The following is a 15371-nucleotide window of genomic DNA, read 5'->3' on the forward strand; positions in this document are numbered from 1 at the left end:
TCCTCCCTGTTATTCATTTTTCACGGCTTCATCAGGTAGCTCACGTTGAATTGCCACAAATTTAGGCATTAACTCAACAGTCGCCTCGCACAAAACTGGATCAAATTGCTTGCCAGACTGCTCTTTAATGTACTCTTCAACTTTTTCTGCAGGCCAAGCCGGTTTGTAGCTTCTTTTCGATAACAATGCATCGACCACATCAACTACAGCCATAATTCTACCTTCTAGAGGCGTTTCATCACCGACCAATCCTCGTGGGTAGCCTTGACCATCCCAGCGTTCATGATGCGTATAGGCAATGCGAGCCCCCATTTTAGCAATTATCCGATTCGAAGCCGCTAGTAAGTCATAGCCTTTTTCTGCATGGGTTTTCATGATTTCCCATTCATCAGCATCTAGCTTTCCTGGTTTATGCAAAATACTCTCTGGGATGCCAATCTTACCGACATCGTGTAATGGCGCCGCATAGCGAATTGTTTCGATAAAGTCTTCACTTAAATTTAAAAACTTCGCTAGCATCTCACACATAATTGCGACACGTCTTACATGGGCACCAGTTTCTTTACTGCGTTGCTCAATCGCATCACCAATAATGAGGATTAACTCTCTTTGGGTTTGTTGGACGTTTTCTTTACCTGATAGGTTCTCAAAAGTCAGGCTGACATTCGCAGCAAATAGCTCAAGAATGCGAACTTGCAAAGGGGTTAATGAGGTATCGTGTTTAATATATAGAAGGCTGGTTACATCTTTACCAAACTGGTAATAACCAACATAAATGTTATCGTGAACCACAGACTTTTTAAGAGCCATGGCTTCTATAATGTACTCTTTTACTTCTCCAGGCAGAGATTCAACACTATCAATCTCTTTATAGCTAACCATTTCACCGGTCGCTGCCAACAAATTCATTTGTGTATCTTGATATAAATCCTGGTGATAACTTGTCAAATATAATGCAGAGCTATTTAGGCTAAGTAATTGCAGGGTTTGTTCAAGTACAGCGCTTCCAAAATGATGTAAAGTTTGACTCTGTAATACTGATGAAGAGGCAGATATCACTCTCTCCATTCCTTTTTGGCTTTGCTCGATAATTTTGATATCTCGATAAGAGCGTAAGGAAGTGTATACACAGGATTTAAGTTTTACAGCAGTCAACTCTGTTTTAGCCTTGTAATCATTAATATCAAAATCTCTGATTACTTTTTCCTCTGGTGCACTCCCCGGTTGGCCGGTACGTAAAATAATTCGGGTGCAATGATTATCGAGTTCGTTTCGAATACGCTCTACTAGATTTAATCCGGCATGATCGTTTTCCATTACAACATCAACAAACGCTAATGCAATATCAGGTTCATCCCGAAGTAATGCAAACCCTTCTTCTGCACTATAACAAGAGTGAAATACAAGGCTACGCCCATCTAAACTAAAGTTACTCAGGGCAAACTTTGTCACTTCATGAATGCCGGGCTCATCATCAATGATAGCCACCTTCCAAGGCGGTAAACTCGACCGCTTATCTACTTTCCCTGAAGATGTCATTTCTGAAGATTTTTTAAACAGAGGCACACTATATCCTTAGTGATTTGGTCAAGATACACATCTCTTTTTGTTAGATTCGACACAGATATAAAAGAGACGTGGCAAACCGTATTTGTTTTTGAGAAATGCTAAACGTTGTTATAGTTAATAGCTGATAATGTGACCATTTGTCAAAGAATTGAGTGTTATTTATCTTCATAGAGCACTGCTTTACCACGTGCTATTGGCAATATAACTGTAAGTGACGATATAAAATCACTAACACATACTCAAAAAGATAGTATTTATGGCCTATCTACATGTAAAGTCGTGTTTTTTATCTAAACTTAATGGTAACAACTTAATAGTAACCATATTGTTTCACTTCGTATCGACCCAACCCCAAAGGAGGCAGTTTGAATTCTGATATTGCTTTAGTATTAGGAGGCGGTGGTGCAAGAGCGGCTTACCAAATTGGTGTGTTAAAAGCCTTGGTTCAATTTTACCCTCGCAATCATCATATTCCCTTCAATATTATCAGTGGCACATCTGCTGGTGCGATCAATGCAACATCGCTGGCAACACATGCATCCTGCTTTCATTTGGGCGTAAAAAAATTAGACTGGGTATGGCGTCATTTTCACACCGGAAAAGTATACAAATCTTCAATATCCGGTGTTGCAAACCATTTATGCAAAATGGCAATAAAAGGCATGCAAAATGATAGAGTCAGTACAGATGCGGGCAGTTTATTAGACAACCAACCACTCAGAGTATTACTGAATCAACTTATCGACTTTGCAAGAATTGATAGAAATATTGCCTCTGGTGCGTTAAAAGCAATCAGCGTCGACACCTCTTGTTATAATGACTCACATTCTTACAGTTTTTTTCAGAGCAATGATGCTATTTGCAATTGGCAAAGAGCGAGAAGACATGGTGTTCGCTGTTCATTACATACTGAGCATCTGCTTGCAAGCTCTGCTATTCCTTTAGTTTTTCCTTCAATTCAATTAAATCGCGCCTATTTTGGCGATGGTTCCGTTCATCAGCTTTCACCTTTATCCAGCCCAATTCATCTAGGGGCAAATAAATTGTTCATTATCAATTTAGACAGTCCTCATAAGCACAATTCAAATGAATTAACACATCACCCCAAGTCAGCAACAATAGCAGGCCATTTATTAGATACGATATTCTCTGACACCTTAAATAGTGACTTAGAACGATTGCAAAGAGTGAATCAGACACTGAAGCTCATACCGAAAGACAATCAGCAAGATTTGAAACTGCGCCAAATTGATACCTTAGTGTTTAAGCCCAGTGAAGACCTAAGTGATATCGCCTCTCGATATTATGATGAACTGCCCTTCGCTATTAAAACACTACTGAGGATGATTGGGATAAACGAGGAATCGGACTCAAGTATCGTATCGTACCTGTTATTTGAACCAGGTTACACTGCCACATTAATAGATTTGGGATATCAAGATGCCATGACACGAATAGATGAAGTAGCCGAGTTTTTTGGTGTTAATTTGAGAAAATAACCAAGCTAATAGCCTTATTGATAAGCTACGAACAAGAGTATGCAATTTTTAAATACATTCCACGGTATTGGAGCGTTTTTAACTGAGCCGGTAACACCAAGATTGACATAGCGCTATTAACTGTTACCAAGGTAATAGTGCTCAGTTCAAAAAAGTCTAAACGAAAGCATTAGTTCTTTCTTACTATAGATTTATGAGAATTTATCTTGGATATTATAAATTCAAATTTATAAATGGAACTTATAACGTGAATAAAATATCTTCTATTTTTCTAATCTTTACCTTTGCTTTAACAGTTGTTTCTTCTGTTGGAAACTCACAGGAGAAAGCGAACACAGCTCAACTTGAACCCTGTAATACTAAAGAGTGCAAAGAGTTCTTTAAAGCATACAAAATATTAACCAAACGAGGGCATTCTGAAGCCATGGCCACTTTGGCCGAACTATATTATGTTGGTTATGGAACAGAGCAAGATATAGAAAAAGCGCTAAAATGGTTTAGGAAAGCTGGCAAGTATGGCGTTTTGGCGGCAAAACATAAAGCTGGGGTAATATATCTACAAGATACTGAATTCAAAGACGTAGACAAAGGCATTGATTTACTAGGTTATGCGTCAAGACGTGGCTTTTCTCCATCATCATATTTACTTGGTAAAATATACTTAACTGATAGCTTCGTAGAAACGAATATTAAACTGGCCGATGAACACCTTTCAACGGCTTATAAGTTAAATAATAACGTGGCTAAACAATATGCCGAAAAGCTTTATCAGAACCCAGCAACACGTCAATTGGAGTTAACTGAACTATTTACGTTATACAGCAACGATTTATCTGCAAGTACAACCGTAGATGGAAGCGGTAGCAAAGTAGTTTTCCCAGTGAATGAAATGGAAACGATTACCGTTAGCGCTATGTCTTTTGAGGAATTATTTAGAGAACAAATTGCACGTTTAAATAACTCTCGACCTGACACAGAAACGGGGACTGGTTCTAAAATTGCTGGTAAATCATGTGCAGATCTTTGGGCGTGTAGTACAGAGCAAGATGGAGAAAGAATTAGAGATGTTTTATTTTCTGATTGGGGTCTTGTTGCTGCTAAATTTCGTTTAAATTAGAAAATAATAAGATGGATGGAGATACTCACCTCTCCATTCACCTTTCTTATCACTACATACAGAGCGTTAAAACCTAAGCGTTGCTCCTAGGTAATAGCCGCTGTCAAAGGTCACTTCACTTACCTTTTTATAATCAATATTTTTATTGCGGTAGCCTAGATGCAGTCCAAAATCTTCTGACAAATTTAATTGAACCTTAGCATCGTACTCTAAGTAACCTTCTACATTTGAAAACGATAATACTGAAGGCGCATAATAAGCTGATGCATGGAGCGAGATAAGGTTGCTAACCATTAGTCGATAACCACCACCCACTGCGATTGCACCACCACTGTTGGTCTCTTTAGCCCATGCATAAACCCACTTAGGGCCTATCTCTATATGATGTGGGCCATTATCTATGGTGACATGTACAGCAATATCAGCCAAATGCCCTTTATCTTCGGAGTATAAATACCCTAGCTTATAGTTAGCATTGGGGCTAATTTGATTACCTATACCAGCCGAAAAAGCATGCTCTCTTAAACCAATCGTTAACTCTTCTGCGTCCACTTGGTTTTGGACTAACCCAGTTGCAAGTACCGCACTCATTAGCACAATTTTTTTCATCGTTGTCTTCTTCTATCTGATTCCATCCTATTTAAAGACATTATATGTTCTTTCAATACATGAACTTAGTTAATACTTGACATCAGCAAGAACAATTACATGACGTCAACATTTATGACAATTTACGCTAACACCAACAACAGAAACCCAAAATACCGCAATTAAATTGTGCGCAATTTATTTGCGGGCTATTAATTTTGTGTGTATAGTTGATTTAACAAAGGAGAGAACCAATGCAGCAAACTATTTACCCATTTGAAGTCACTGATATCAGTGGTAAAACAGTATCTATGGAACAATTCCAAGGGAAGGTACTTTTGATTGTGAACACGGCCAGCAAGTGCGGATTTACTCCGCAATACAAATCTCTTCAAGCCTTATACGAGAAGTATCAGGAAAAAGGGTTGGTTGTTTTAGGCTTCCCTTGTAACCAATTTGGCCAGCAAGAACAGGGGGATAATGATGAAATCAACCAGTTTTGTGAATTAAATTATGGGGTTAAATTTCCACTATTTGCAAAGATCGAAGTGAATGGACCAAACACAACGCCTCTATATCAGTTTTTAAAACAATCAGCCAAAGGCCTGTTAGGAAGTGAATCAATCAAATGGAATTTCACCAAATTCTTAATTGATAATAGTGGCCAAGTTGTCACTCGCTTTTCTCCAGCAACCAAACCAGAAAAGCTAGAGAGTAGCATTGTTGATTTATTGAACAAGGCTTGATGTTCGACTATGCTCTGAATGAGGCTTACATAAATGTAAAGTTAACAATCCACCTTCTGTATAAGGTAGTTTTGTGTTTACCTACTAAAAGGCGCGTTTCAGGTACTTTATAGCCTAAATTACACCTATAAGCGGTAACATTTATGGCCGTTCAAACATGGATATTTAGTCGAGCCTTCTTATACAACAAGAAAAGGATGTGCTTACTACCAGATTAAATGACAGCTTTAAATAACATTGCATATCTGGCTCAATCTCAAACTAACATGCCATGTAAAGCGGAAAATGACAGACAAAGGCAATTGAATGATAACTACCTACTGAAGTAAATAGTTTTGGGACTATAAATAAAAGCCTTTAAAATCAGCCAATAACAAATAACGACTTAATTTTATACTTTTTTTGATTTTGTTTGAACTTTTTTAAGATATGACTCTCTAATCTTATAACAGTGACATTCACTTTGTTCATCATCTCCCTGGGACTTCTAGCGCAGTCCCCCTTGATCTAAAGTAGATCAGTAGGCAATCATTTGATTGCCTTTTTTTATGTCCATCATTCAGCGGGAAACGTTTAAGAAAATTAAATAAAAATCTGAACTTATAAAGTAATCTTCTGTCTATATAAGTATATGGCACATATCTAGGATTAAGTTTTAAGGTTCAAGGTGTAACCATTTTGTTTTCATCATCCCTCCATTGACTTTTGGTACTTGCTAGTTTGAATCAAAAGTGATTTACATGTTTTGGCAACCTATTTGGTTGCCATTTTTTTTGCTGTTAACTTAAGCAATGAAAGTTACTGGCTGAACCAATATCATAATCAAGAACGACTATTACAAAACATTTCGAAATAAAGCTAACGATCAAACCTATTGCCTTTCAATGACTTAGACGGGGACCACAGAAAGATTTGAATTTATCTAATTATTCTGTGAACTTTTATCAAAGAGCACGGTCTTATATTATGAACCGAATCTTATATCATTTTGAGTTTCATTGTTCATCATCATCCTCCCTTCGATAACTTTGTTATCAACCATATTGCAAATGCAGTATCAGCAACCTCAAAGTAGGTTGCTTTTTTTTATCAAAATTTCGAGATAGGAAAATAAATTCAATTGCATTTAAATTTGGTTATATTGGCTAAATCTGCTTGATGACATTCCCAATAAACACCACTACATGAAAGAAATTTTTGCTGTAAATAATTTGATATGACGCTATAGCGATGTGTAAGCAGCTTCTATGAAACAACTTGTTTCCGGTTAAGCAATTTTAGCTCATTACCCGTAAGTTAACCGTTAATCAATGATGTGGAATGAAAGCCCCCTAAAAGGGGGCGTTTCAGTTATTTTGTAGCCTCAGTAGCATCTATGAGTAATTATATTTAAAGCCGTTGAAAACATGGATGTTTTCGTCGAGCCATCTTTTAAAACAAAGAGGGGATGTGCTTGCTGCGTGCTTTAAATATCATTGCATAGCTGAATCAACCTCAAGCTGGCATGCCATACAAACAAAGATACAGGCAAACCCTAATTGATGATAACCACCTACTGAAGTAGGTGGTTTAGGGCTGAAAACAAAAAAGGCCTCCATAGGAGGCCTTTTAATATAAAGCTATTTGATTATAAACGAATACCAGCTTTAGCTAAGTCTTTTGCGACAACTGAAGATGGTAGTGGAACATAACCATCTTTTTCAACAATTTGCTGACCTTGCTTAGAAAGCATGTACTTAATAAACTCGCGATCCATTGGTGACAAATCTTTGTTTGGATGCTTGTTGATGTATACATATAAGTAGCGTGAAAGTGGGTAAGTACCTTTAGCTGCATTTTCATGTGTCGCAGCAATATACTTATCACCTTTCTTAGAAATGGCTACTGCTTTAACACCAGCAGTTTTGTACCCAATTCCTGAGTAACCAATTGCATTAAGAGATTGTGACACTGATTGAACTACTGATGCTGAACCTGGTTGCTCATTTACGTTTGGACGAAAATCACCTTTACAAAGCGCTTGCTTTTTAAAGTAACCGTAAGTACCAGATACTGAATTACGACCATATAACTGAACGTCTTTCGCACTCCAATTGCCATCTAGGCCAACATCGCCCCAACGTTTAACTTCGCTACCACCACACTTGTTAGTAGAAGAAAAGATTCCGTCAATTTGTTCAATGCTTAAACCTTGAATCGGGTTATCTTTGTGAACAAATACAGCAAGTGCATCAATTGCAACTCGGATAGCAGTAGGTTGATACCCGTAGTGCTTTTCAAACGCTTCAATTTCATTTGGCTTCATTTTACGGCTCATAGGGCCGAATTGAGAAGTACCTTCAGTTAACGCTGGTGGTGCAGTGGAAGAACCAGCAGCTTGGATCTGAATGTTTACATTTGGATAGATGTGTTTAAAATCCTCTGCCCAAAGTGTCATCATGTTAGCTAGGGTATCTGAACCTACTGAAGATAAGTTACCTGATACACCACTTGTTTTTTCATAAACAGGTAGCGTTTGATCAATCGCAGCCATCGCGCCTGCAGTGAATACACTAGCGGCAGTAAGGGTAAAAGCGCCGACAAGTTTTTTCAGTTTCATTGTATTGCTCCAAATTAAGCGTACTTAGTTTTTGTTGAACAAGCTCAGTATTAATTGCAACGATGACAAGTCTATTAACAAAAGATGACAAACTTATTACACAATTACATTTTTGTGGCATTTGTGTCTTTATCTTTTACAACTCGCTTTTCTATTGCTCAATCAAGTGATTTATTTAGTTAAAATATAAAAACCGCCAAATATAGGCGGTTTTATAAAAATTAAGATTCATTACATCGTTAATTAGCGACTTGCCAAGTCACCATTGAAGACTTATTGAGACTCAAGCAGAGGCAGGGCTATGACGAAACTGAAGGTACTGCCTTTTCCTAGCTCACTAGTCACTAACAGTTCACTGTGATGATGGTTTAAGGCATGTTTAACAATAGCTAAGCCCAAGCCACTCCCCCCAGTCTTACTTGAGCGAGCATTATCCACTCGATAAAACCGCTCAGTTAACCTGCTAATATGTTGCGGCGCAATACCTACTCCATTATCAGTAACTGCAAACTCTGCACCGGCAGCAACTCTTTTCCATGAGATTGCAATATGTCCGCCTGGCGCAGTGTAACGAATTGCATTTGAAATTAAGTTTGAACAGGCACTTCTTAATTGCAACTCAATTCCATGTACATTCAAGGTTTTGTCACAATCAAACGACAAAGTATAATCATCTAGCGCTAATGCTTGTGCCTCTTCTTTGAGCACCTCAAACATAAATTGCATATTTACAACTTGTGTCAAATCAACATCACCAGCAGCTTCAATGCGTGACAGTGCCAACAATTGCTCAACCATCGATTGCATACGAGTGGTTTGTTGCTGCATTAATGCCAGAGGTTTCGCGTTGTGAGACCCATCCCCTTCCATGCTTTGCATGATTTCAAGATACCCTTGCAACACAGTCAATGGCGTTTTTAACTCATGTGAGACATTCGCCACAAAATCTTTGCGCATGCCTTCTAGTTGATTAAGCCTTGTAACATCTCTCGCCATTAATAATAACTGCCTATCACCGTAACTCATGATGCGTATTTCTAATAGGCGGTTTTCTGATACTGGAGAAGGAATTTCTAACGGGACTTCATAGTCACCTTTTTTCAAATAATTGGAAAAGTCCGGGTGACGAATGAGATTATCAATTCTTTGACCATTGTCTTGTGGCCAAACAAACCCAAGCACAAGTTGGGCGAGTTTGTTACACCATAAAATGTTATAGGTTGAATCTAATACAACTGCTGCATCGGGTAATGCTTCTGCACCTTGTCTAAAACGGCCTAATAAAGAAGCAAGCTGCCCTACACGACGACGGTTCTTGCCTTGCAAACGATATATACCATTAAACACCCCTTCCCAACTACCTTGGCCTTGAGGTGGTGTAATGCGTCTATCTTTCCATAACCAAAAATTGAGTCGAGCAATTTGTCGATAGTGCCATACAAGTAATAAAATTGTACCAATAATCACAGTCCCCGTGACTTGGCCAATCATATAACCTAAAAGAAATAAAGCAGTGATTATCAGTGATAATCGGAGAATTAACCGATACCCAGAGTATGATTCAAGCATAATTAACCTAAACGGCAGGGTTAATAGCAACATTAACCCTTAATTATATTTGCTAATTTTTCAACACCATAACGTAATAGTAAGCGGGTGACTACCCAAAACAATTAACGAGTCGAAAATCGATAGCCAGCTCCACGTACAGTTTGAATTAATTTATCATGACCGCCATGTTCTACAGCCTTTCTCAAACGACGGATATGTACATCGACAGTCCTGTCTTCAACATACACATTCGTTCCCCATACATTATCTAACAGCTGCTCACGGCTATATACACGCTCAGGGTGGGTCATAAAGAAGTGTAATAGCCTAAACTCAGTTGGGCCCATGTCTAATACGCTTTCACCGAAGCTCACACGATGGCTAACCGGATCCAGTTGTAAGCCCTTAACATCAATCACTTCTTCTAAACGAGTTGGGGCGCTACGACGTAATACAGCTTTAATTCGCGCCACCAATTCTTTTGGAGAAAAAGGTTTGGTGATGTAATCATCTGCACCAACCTCTAGGCCTTTAACTTTATCTTCCTCTTCACCACGTGCGGTAAGCATGATAATTGGGGTTTGACGGGTAAACTCATCTTGCTTGAGTCTTTTCGCTAATTGAATACCACTACCGCCAGGGAACATCCAGTCCAAGAGGATTAGATCTGGGTATGGTTCTTTTAGTAGCTCCAATGCTGAATCAAAATCTTCAGCTGCGCTGGTCGTAAAACCATGTTGTTCCAATACGAAAGTCAACATTTCACGAATTGCTGCTTCGTCTTCTACTATTAAAATCCTTGCTGTCATAATCGCTTTCTATAGGTGATTTGCCACAGGGTTATTATTGGTCACTTTTATTACAGATTTATGATCAACGGGTTATCTACTGTCATAATAGTTCAATTTAGGTCATAAAAATATCATTGAACTGAAACGCAAAAAGGGCCGAAGCCCTTTATTATTAGCGCAACAAATTTTAGAAGCTGTGCTCTAAGCCAATACCGAAGTATTTATCATTATCATCACCTGATTCAGGTGTGTTATGCGTATAGAATGCAAATAGTTTAGTAGGCTTAGCAAGTTTGTAATCACCACCTACTGACCATGAATCACCATGGCTCTCATTTTCTTGATACTGCGCTTTTAAAGTCACATTATCAATCTTGTAAGAAGCACTCAATAGGTAACCGCTATCTTCAACGCCGCTATCTAACTCTTCTTCTTGTTGGTACATACCACCGATAACTAGCCCAGCAATTTTACCTTGAACTGTTGCACGAACAATGTCATAACCTGCAACTTTTGAGTCATAAGCAATTGCAGCGTAAACGGGTGTATTGTTTAAACGTGAATCACCGTACATTGCAGCTAAACTGAAACCATCTTCGCCTTCTTGCTTGTTATCATCAGTCGCAGCGTAAGTTACGCCCGCTTGAAAGTTATTGAATGATGGCGTGACATAAGTAGCAGTTTGGGCTAAACGGTTTTCACCTGCAAATACATTTTTCAAATCACCGTCAAGGTCGTTGAACAAGTCAACACGTCCTTGAGATTTCTTTAACATTGTGTCGTTACGACCTACAGAGATGGCACCAAAATCACCTTTTAAACCTACAAACTGGTTACGAGCAGTAAAATTACTAGAACTGCTATTACCCGTATCTACTTGATATTCAATAGTGTAGAAGGCTTCAATTGAACTGTTGATTTCAAAAGTACCTTTAAGCCCGAAGCGTGAAGCATTACTTTGAATAGTCGTCTCGCTCTCACCCGCTATATCATTCGATTGCGCTGTCACATTTAACTTACCATAAAAATTGATAGGCTCTGCAGCATAGGCACTAGTCATTGAAACTGAAGCGATTGCGCTCGCAAGTAGAGTTTTGGTTAATAGTTTCATCATTTCATCCTTTGTGACGTTTAATCGTCTGGTTATCGTTTTGAACGACGGCAATTCTGCCGATGAAATGTTTCAAAATTATTTCAGCTTTTAATAATATAGCTATCACTATACTTTTTTTGCTTTTTCCATAAAGCTCAATTGCTTGTAACTACAGATGAACAGCGGCCTCCAGCCTTTCATGACAGTTTTATTAAATTGGAGGAGACTAACTAAGTTGAGACCAATTGATTGTTTACCCTTACTGCATCATGCCGTAAACTGCATCACAATTTTGTTTCACACTTAGGTAACTGCATGTGGTTTAAAAATCTCACCTTATATCGTTTCAACAAACCTTTTACAACGGATACTGAGTCGCTCGAGTCAGCATTATCTGATTTCACTTTTTCTCCTTGTACTAGCCAAGATGTCAGCAAGTTTGGTTTCAGCTACGCGCTAGGTAAACAAGGACAAGCATTAGTACATAGCGCAGAAAACCGTCATTTAATTAGTGTGACCAAAGAAGAGAAAATTTTGCCTAGTCAGGTGATTAAAGAAGCTTTAGATGAGAAAGTTGCTGAAATAGAAGCAGCAGAAAGCCGTAAAGTCACTAAGAAAGAAAAAGACACCATTAAAGACGAAATTACCATGACATTGCTGCCTCGTGCTTTTTCCCGCCGCAGCCAAACTCGTGCTTTAATTATGCCTGAATTAGATATGATATTAGTTGACAGCTCAAGTGCTGCAAAAGCAGAAGAGTTATTAGCCTTGTTACGTAAAGCTTTAGGTAGCTTACCCGTCATTCCAGTTCACTTTACCACGCCTATTGAAAACACGATGACGCAATGGTTGAAAGATGGCCAAGCACCTCAGCCTTTCGAAATGCAAGATGAAGCTGAGCTAAAGTCTGAATCAGATGAAGGTGGAATAGTTAAGTTTAAGCAGCAAGTTTTACAAGAAGATGAAGTACTAGCTCACATTGAAACGGGTAAGCAAGTCCATAAACTAGCATTGCATTTTGGCCAGTCTATTGCTTGCGTATTACAATCTGACGCTAGCGTTAAGCGCATTAAGTTTTCTGAAGAATTCAGAGCAAACAATGATGAAGTCGGTACCGAAGATCCATTAGCTCGCCTTGATGCAGATTTTGCGCTAATGGGCAGTGAGTTAATCGCACTTATTAATGGCTTAAAAGATGTATTAGGTCCATTAGAGCAACAAGTTTAAATGCTATTGCGCTAATTTTTTTCTTTAGCAAATACAAATAAAGAAAGGCCGCGATGTTGCCATCGCGGCCTTCTATTCTCTTGTTAAGCCTTCCCGCTATTTATAATGCTCCCTGCACCAATCCATGCGTATAATTTGCGTCCTGCACTTTCCGTGTTCATTCCGTGATTTCCGTGTACTTGCGTACTTCCTTCTTTCTCAGCTGTCCTTTTACTGAGCCTGCTCAATCCTAAGCGTGTCCTATATCTTCCTTGAAATTCCTTTTTCACCGTATACATCTTGTATTGGTGTGTTGCTGTCCTAGCAATATTATCATCCTGATAATATGAATCCTACTTTCCGACTTCTATGTCAGTCAGCTGCGACCTCATCCAATGACATCACGTTTATCCATAACTTGCTTATTCAGCAACGTCCAATGGCATCCCATCCACTCTGCCTTGAGTGATTCCAGCTCCTTGGAATGAATATATAGTAAGTGAAAAACGAAGACGATAGTACTAGCCGTTAACAGTTTAAACATAAAATTAACAACACCAAACCGCCTACAAAAATAACAAACTATTTAAAACCAAACACTTAGAATTAACGCCGTATATAAAACCTAAGTATGAACACCTACTTATCTCACACGCGTGTGAGATATATCTCACAAATTTTTTATCAATTTGGTAAGCATCTCATTTTTACATCAAGCTGATGTTCTGTTCAGTGAAAATCTGTAGTTGTGTTTCTAATTTGTTGCACATAAACATTCGAGCTAAAAGAATTAGTGGATCAATAAGGTGAACTTTATTGCACAATCAAATATTTAAAAAAGGCTTTATAAGGGGCTAAGGTGAATTGTCGATATAAGCGATATTTACAAACGAAAAAGGCACAACCCTATAAGGGTTGTGCCCATTTTCGCTCTGTCAGCTACCTTGCTAAATTAAGCTCCCTGCCCATCCTTGCTATAAACAAATCCCTATGTGTCCATTTCCATATAACTCAAATTCCATGTAAAAATTTACTTTGAGGGTCATTCCTTTGAACAGCCATCCTTTGACTGAGCACTCATATCCTTATGAGGTTCCTAGACATCCTTGCCAATCCATCCATTATTCCTTGTGCTAATTTTCATTAACACTCATCCTTGATTCGGCTATCCCTTTACCGAGCTTATGCATTAATCCCTATGCGTGTCCTACTATCATCCGTGAAATTTGTTGTCATATTTTGATTAACTTCCATCTTGGATGTTAATCAAATATCTCATCCTGAGAGTGCTAAACAACTTAATTAATCCACACAAATAGTATATCTATTTACGCAATATTTTTAACAGTCTCGCAAACAAAAAAGAAATAACCAAGGTACTTTTTTATACAAGCACAAAATGTAAGCGTTTGAAATATAACCATTAAAAATCACTAAGGTAGGAAGGAGTTAAGACTTGTCAGTATAAAGACCTACAACAATGTAAGATATCTCTCACAAACCAAGAAGGGAAAACACCAATTAGGCACTTCTAATAAAGATTTTCTTTAACATTTGCCAAAACATAACCCAGTCGCCTAGCAGGCTGTACAGTGGATAAGTAAATGTTGCTGGTCGGTTTTTCTCAAATACAAAATGGCCAACCCAAGCAAACCCATAGCCAATCACAGGTAATAAGAAAACCATCCACCATGTTTGAGTTATTAAGATATAACCGAATACCAACACAATCAGTAATGAACCGGCAAAATGTAACCATTGGCATACAGGATGCTGATGCTGTGACAAATAGAAAGGATAAAAGTCTTTAAATTTAGTGTACTCTTTTGGCTTCATTGTTGTTTCACTTGTGCTTTTCATAAAACAATACATCGCCAACTTGGCTACCGACTTTAACAGGTGCAATCACTTTAAAACCTTGCTTTACCAATAATGCCTCGTGTTTTTTGTTATTCACAAATACACCAATGCCATCAATATCCACTTGTTCATCACACCAACTCAATACCGCTTGTACTAATCGAGCCCCCAATCCCTTATTTTGTTCATTAGGAGTCAACGCAATAAATTGCAAAATTCCACACTGACTTGATGGTAAGTGCTCTAACATACTGGCTTCTTTTTTTATCAAGCCTTGAGTTGATTTCCACCCAGTTCCTAACACCATTTTCAAGCGCCAATGCCAATAGCGAGTTTCTCCTAGTGGAACTTGCTGTGTGATAACGCAAGCGACGCCTAGCAGCTTGTCTTCATCAAATAAGCCGATTAGTGGCTGATCTTGTTGCCACAACTCGTTCAATTCTTCGCGAATCGCCGCACGCAGCTTTTGTTCATACTGTGCAAGATCACCTTGGTCCAGCAACTCAACGAAAAAAGGGTCATCATGATAAGCATTGTAGATAATTGAGGCTGCAACCCTGAGATCTTCAGCAGTTAAGTAGACTGCTCGCAGCTGATCTAATGTAAATGCTTCCATTTGCTTGAATCCGTTTCTGATTAGTTATTAACCAATAACTTAGCAATTTAACAATTTAGAAACAATGGTTATTTTAGATATGAACAGAGAAATAAAATCGCCTTGCATAACACATGCAAGGCGATTGAGAATTTGG

Annotated in this window: 12 protein-coding genes; 4 read left to right on the forward strand and 8 right to left on the reverse strand. The window is 38.4% G+C overall.

All coding sequences use genetic code 11. From position 1 onward, the window contains the following. Positions 1-9: 9 nt before the first annotated feature. Positions 10-1566 carry a DUF3369 domain-containing protein gene (locus ACHUGF_RS00300; protein WP_394128770.1) on the reverse strand — a complete coding sequence of 519 codons (1557 nt, stop codon included), beginning with the start codon at positions 1564-1566 and terminating at the stop codon, positions 10-12. A 368-nt stretch (positions 1567-1934) separates the two neighbouring features. On the opposite strand from ACHUGF_RS00300, the gene ACHUGF_RS00305 reads away from it, so the two are divergent. Together ACHUGF_RS00305 and ACHUGF_RS00310 are read left to right on the forward strand one after the other, a co-directional pair. Beyond that, a complete protein-coding gene (locus tag ACHUGF_RS00305; RefSeq protein ID WP_394128771.1) occupies positions 1935-3068 on the forward strand; it encodes a patatin-like phospholipase family protein in 1134 nt (377 codons plus the stop codon). 247 nt (positions 3069-3315) lie between these two features. Next, positions 3316-4185: a tetratricopeptide repeat protein gene (locus tag ACHUGF_RS00310; protein WP_394128772.1), complete on the forward strand. Its 870-nt coding sequence runs from the start codon at positions 3316-3318 to the stop codon at positions 4183-4185. Between the two features lie 66 nt (positions 4186-4251). Here the strand turns inward: ACHUGF_RS00310 and ACHUGF_RS00315 are convergent, their stop codons facing one another. Further along, positions 4252-4794, reverse strand: a complete 543-nt coding sequence (locus ACHUGF_RS00315) for a YfaZ family outer membrane protein (protein ID WP_394128773.1) — start codon at positions 4792-4794, stop codon at positions 4252-4254. A gap of 233 nt (positions 4795-5027) precedes the next feature. Here ACHUGF_RS00315 and ACHUGF_RS00320 point away from each other — a divergent pair, with 233 nt between their 5' ends. Beyond that, positions 5028-5519 carry a glutathione peroxidase gene (locus tag ACHUGF_RS00320; RefSeq protein WP_394128774.1) on the forward strand — a complete coding sequence of 164 codons (492 nt, stop codon included), beginning with the start codon at positions 5028-5030 and terminating at the stop codon, positions 5517-5519. Positions 5520-7146: 1627 nt separating this feature from the next. Here the strand turns inward: ACHUGF_RS00320 and ACHUGF_RS00325 are convergent. The 4 genes from ACHUGF_RS00325 to ACHUGF_RS00340 all read right to left on the reverse strand — a co-directional run bounded on the left by ACHUGF_RS00325 (position 7147) and on the right by ACHUGF_RS00340 (position 11574). Next, positions 7147-8118 (reverse strand): PstS family phosphate ABC transporter substrate-binding protein, encoded by a 972-nt coding sequence (locus ACHUGF_RS00325; protein ID WP_394128775.1) that lies wholly within the window; start codon positions 8116-8118, stop codon positions 7147-7149. Positions 8119-8391: 273 nt separating this feature from the next. Further along, entirely contained in the window at positions 8392-9687 is a 1296-nt protein-coding gene (phoR, locus tag ACHUGF_RS00330) for a phosphate regulon sensor histidine kinase PhoR (protein ID WP_394128776.1), read from the reverse strand. A gap of 104 nt (positions 9688-9791) precedes the next feature. Beyond that, positions 9792-10478 (reverse strand): phosphate regulon transcriptional regulator PhoB, encoded by a 687-nt coding sequence (gene phoB, locus ACHUGF_RS00335; RefSeq protein WP_394128777.1) that lies wholly within the window; start codon positions 10476-10478, stop codon positions 9792-9794. A gap of 169 nt (positions 10479-10647) precedes the next feature. Then, entirely contained in the window at positions 10648-11574 is a 927-nt protein-coding gene (locus tag ACHUGF_RS00340; protein WP_394128778.1) for a porin, read from the reverse strand. Positions 11575-11868: 294 nt separating this feature from the next. Here ACHUGF_RS00340 and rdgC point away from each other — a divergent pair, with 294 nt between their 5' ends. Then, positions 11869-12780: a recombination-associated protein RdgC gene (gene rdgC, locus ACHUGF_RS00345; RefSeq protein WP_394128779.1), complete on the forward strand. Its 912-nt coding sequence runs from the start codon at positions 11869-11871 to the stop codon at positions 12778-12780. 1500 nt (positions 12781-14280) lie between these two features. On the opposite strand, the gene ACHUGF_RS00350 is transcribed toward rdgC, so the two are convergent. Together ACHUGF_RS00350 and ACHUGF_RS00355 are read right to left on the reverse strand one after the other, a co-directional pair. Beyond that, positions 14281-14619, reverse strand: coding sequence for an Mpo1-like protein (locus ACHUGF_RS00350; protein ID WP_394128780.1), 339 nt, complete (start codon positions 14617-14619; stop codon positions 14281-14283). Next, on the reverse strand, positions 14603-15235 hold the full coding sequence (locus tag ACHUGF_RS00355) for a GNAT family N-acetyltransferase (protein ID WP_394128781.1): 633 nt from the start codon (positions 15233-15235) through the stop codon (positions 14603-14605). Before ACHUGF_RS00355 ends, ACHUGF_RS00350 begins: the two co-directional genes overlap by 17 nt. Positions 15236-15371: the final 136 nt, after the last annotated feature.

Source organism: Shewanella maritima, assembly GCF_043643735.1.
Taxonomy (GTDB): domain Bacteria; phylum Pseudomonadota; class Gammaproteobacteria; order Enterobacterales; family Shewanellaceae; genus Shewanella; species Shewanella maritima_A.

Excerpts from the sequence above, each read along its gene's own strand:
- ACHUGF_RS00315 (WP_394128773.1), bottom strand. The coding sequence starts at position 4,794 with ATGAAAAAAATTGTGCTAATGAGTGCGGTACTTGCAACTGGGTTAGTC.
- ACHUGF_RS00320 (WP_394128774.1), top strand. The coding sequence starts at position 5,028 with ATGCAGCAAACTATTTACCCATTTGAAGTCACTGATATCAGTGGTAAA.
- ACHUGF_RS00325 (WP_394128775.1), bottom strand. The coding sequence starts at position 8,118 with ATGAAACTGAAAAAACTTGTCGGCGCTTTTACCCTTACTGCCGCTAGT.
- phoR (WP_394128776.1), bottom strand. The coding sequence starts at position 9,687 with ATGCTTGAATCATACTCTGGGTATCGGTTAATTCTCCGATTATCACTG.
- phoB (WP_394128777.1), bottom strand. The coding sequence starts at position 10,478 with ATGACAGCAAGGATTTTAATAGTAGAAGACGAAGCAGCAATTCGTGAA.
- ACHUGF_RS00340 (WP_394128778.1), bottom strand. The coding sequence starts at position 11,574 with ATGATGAAACTATTAACCAAAACTCTACTTGCGAGCGCAATCGCTTCA.
- rdgC (WP_394128779.1), top strand. The coding sequence starts at position 11,869 with ATGTGGTTTAAAAATCTCACCTTATATCGTTTCAACAAACCTTTTACA.
- ACHUGF_RS00350 (WP_394128780.1), bottom strand. The coding sequence starts at position 14,619 with ATGAAAAGCACAAGTGAAACAACAATGAAGCCAAAAGAGTACACTAAA.
- ACHUGF_RS00355 (WP_394128781.1), bottom strand. The coding sequence starts at position 15,235 with ATGGAAGCATTTACATTAGATCAGCTGCGAGCAGTCTACTTAACTGCT.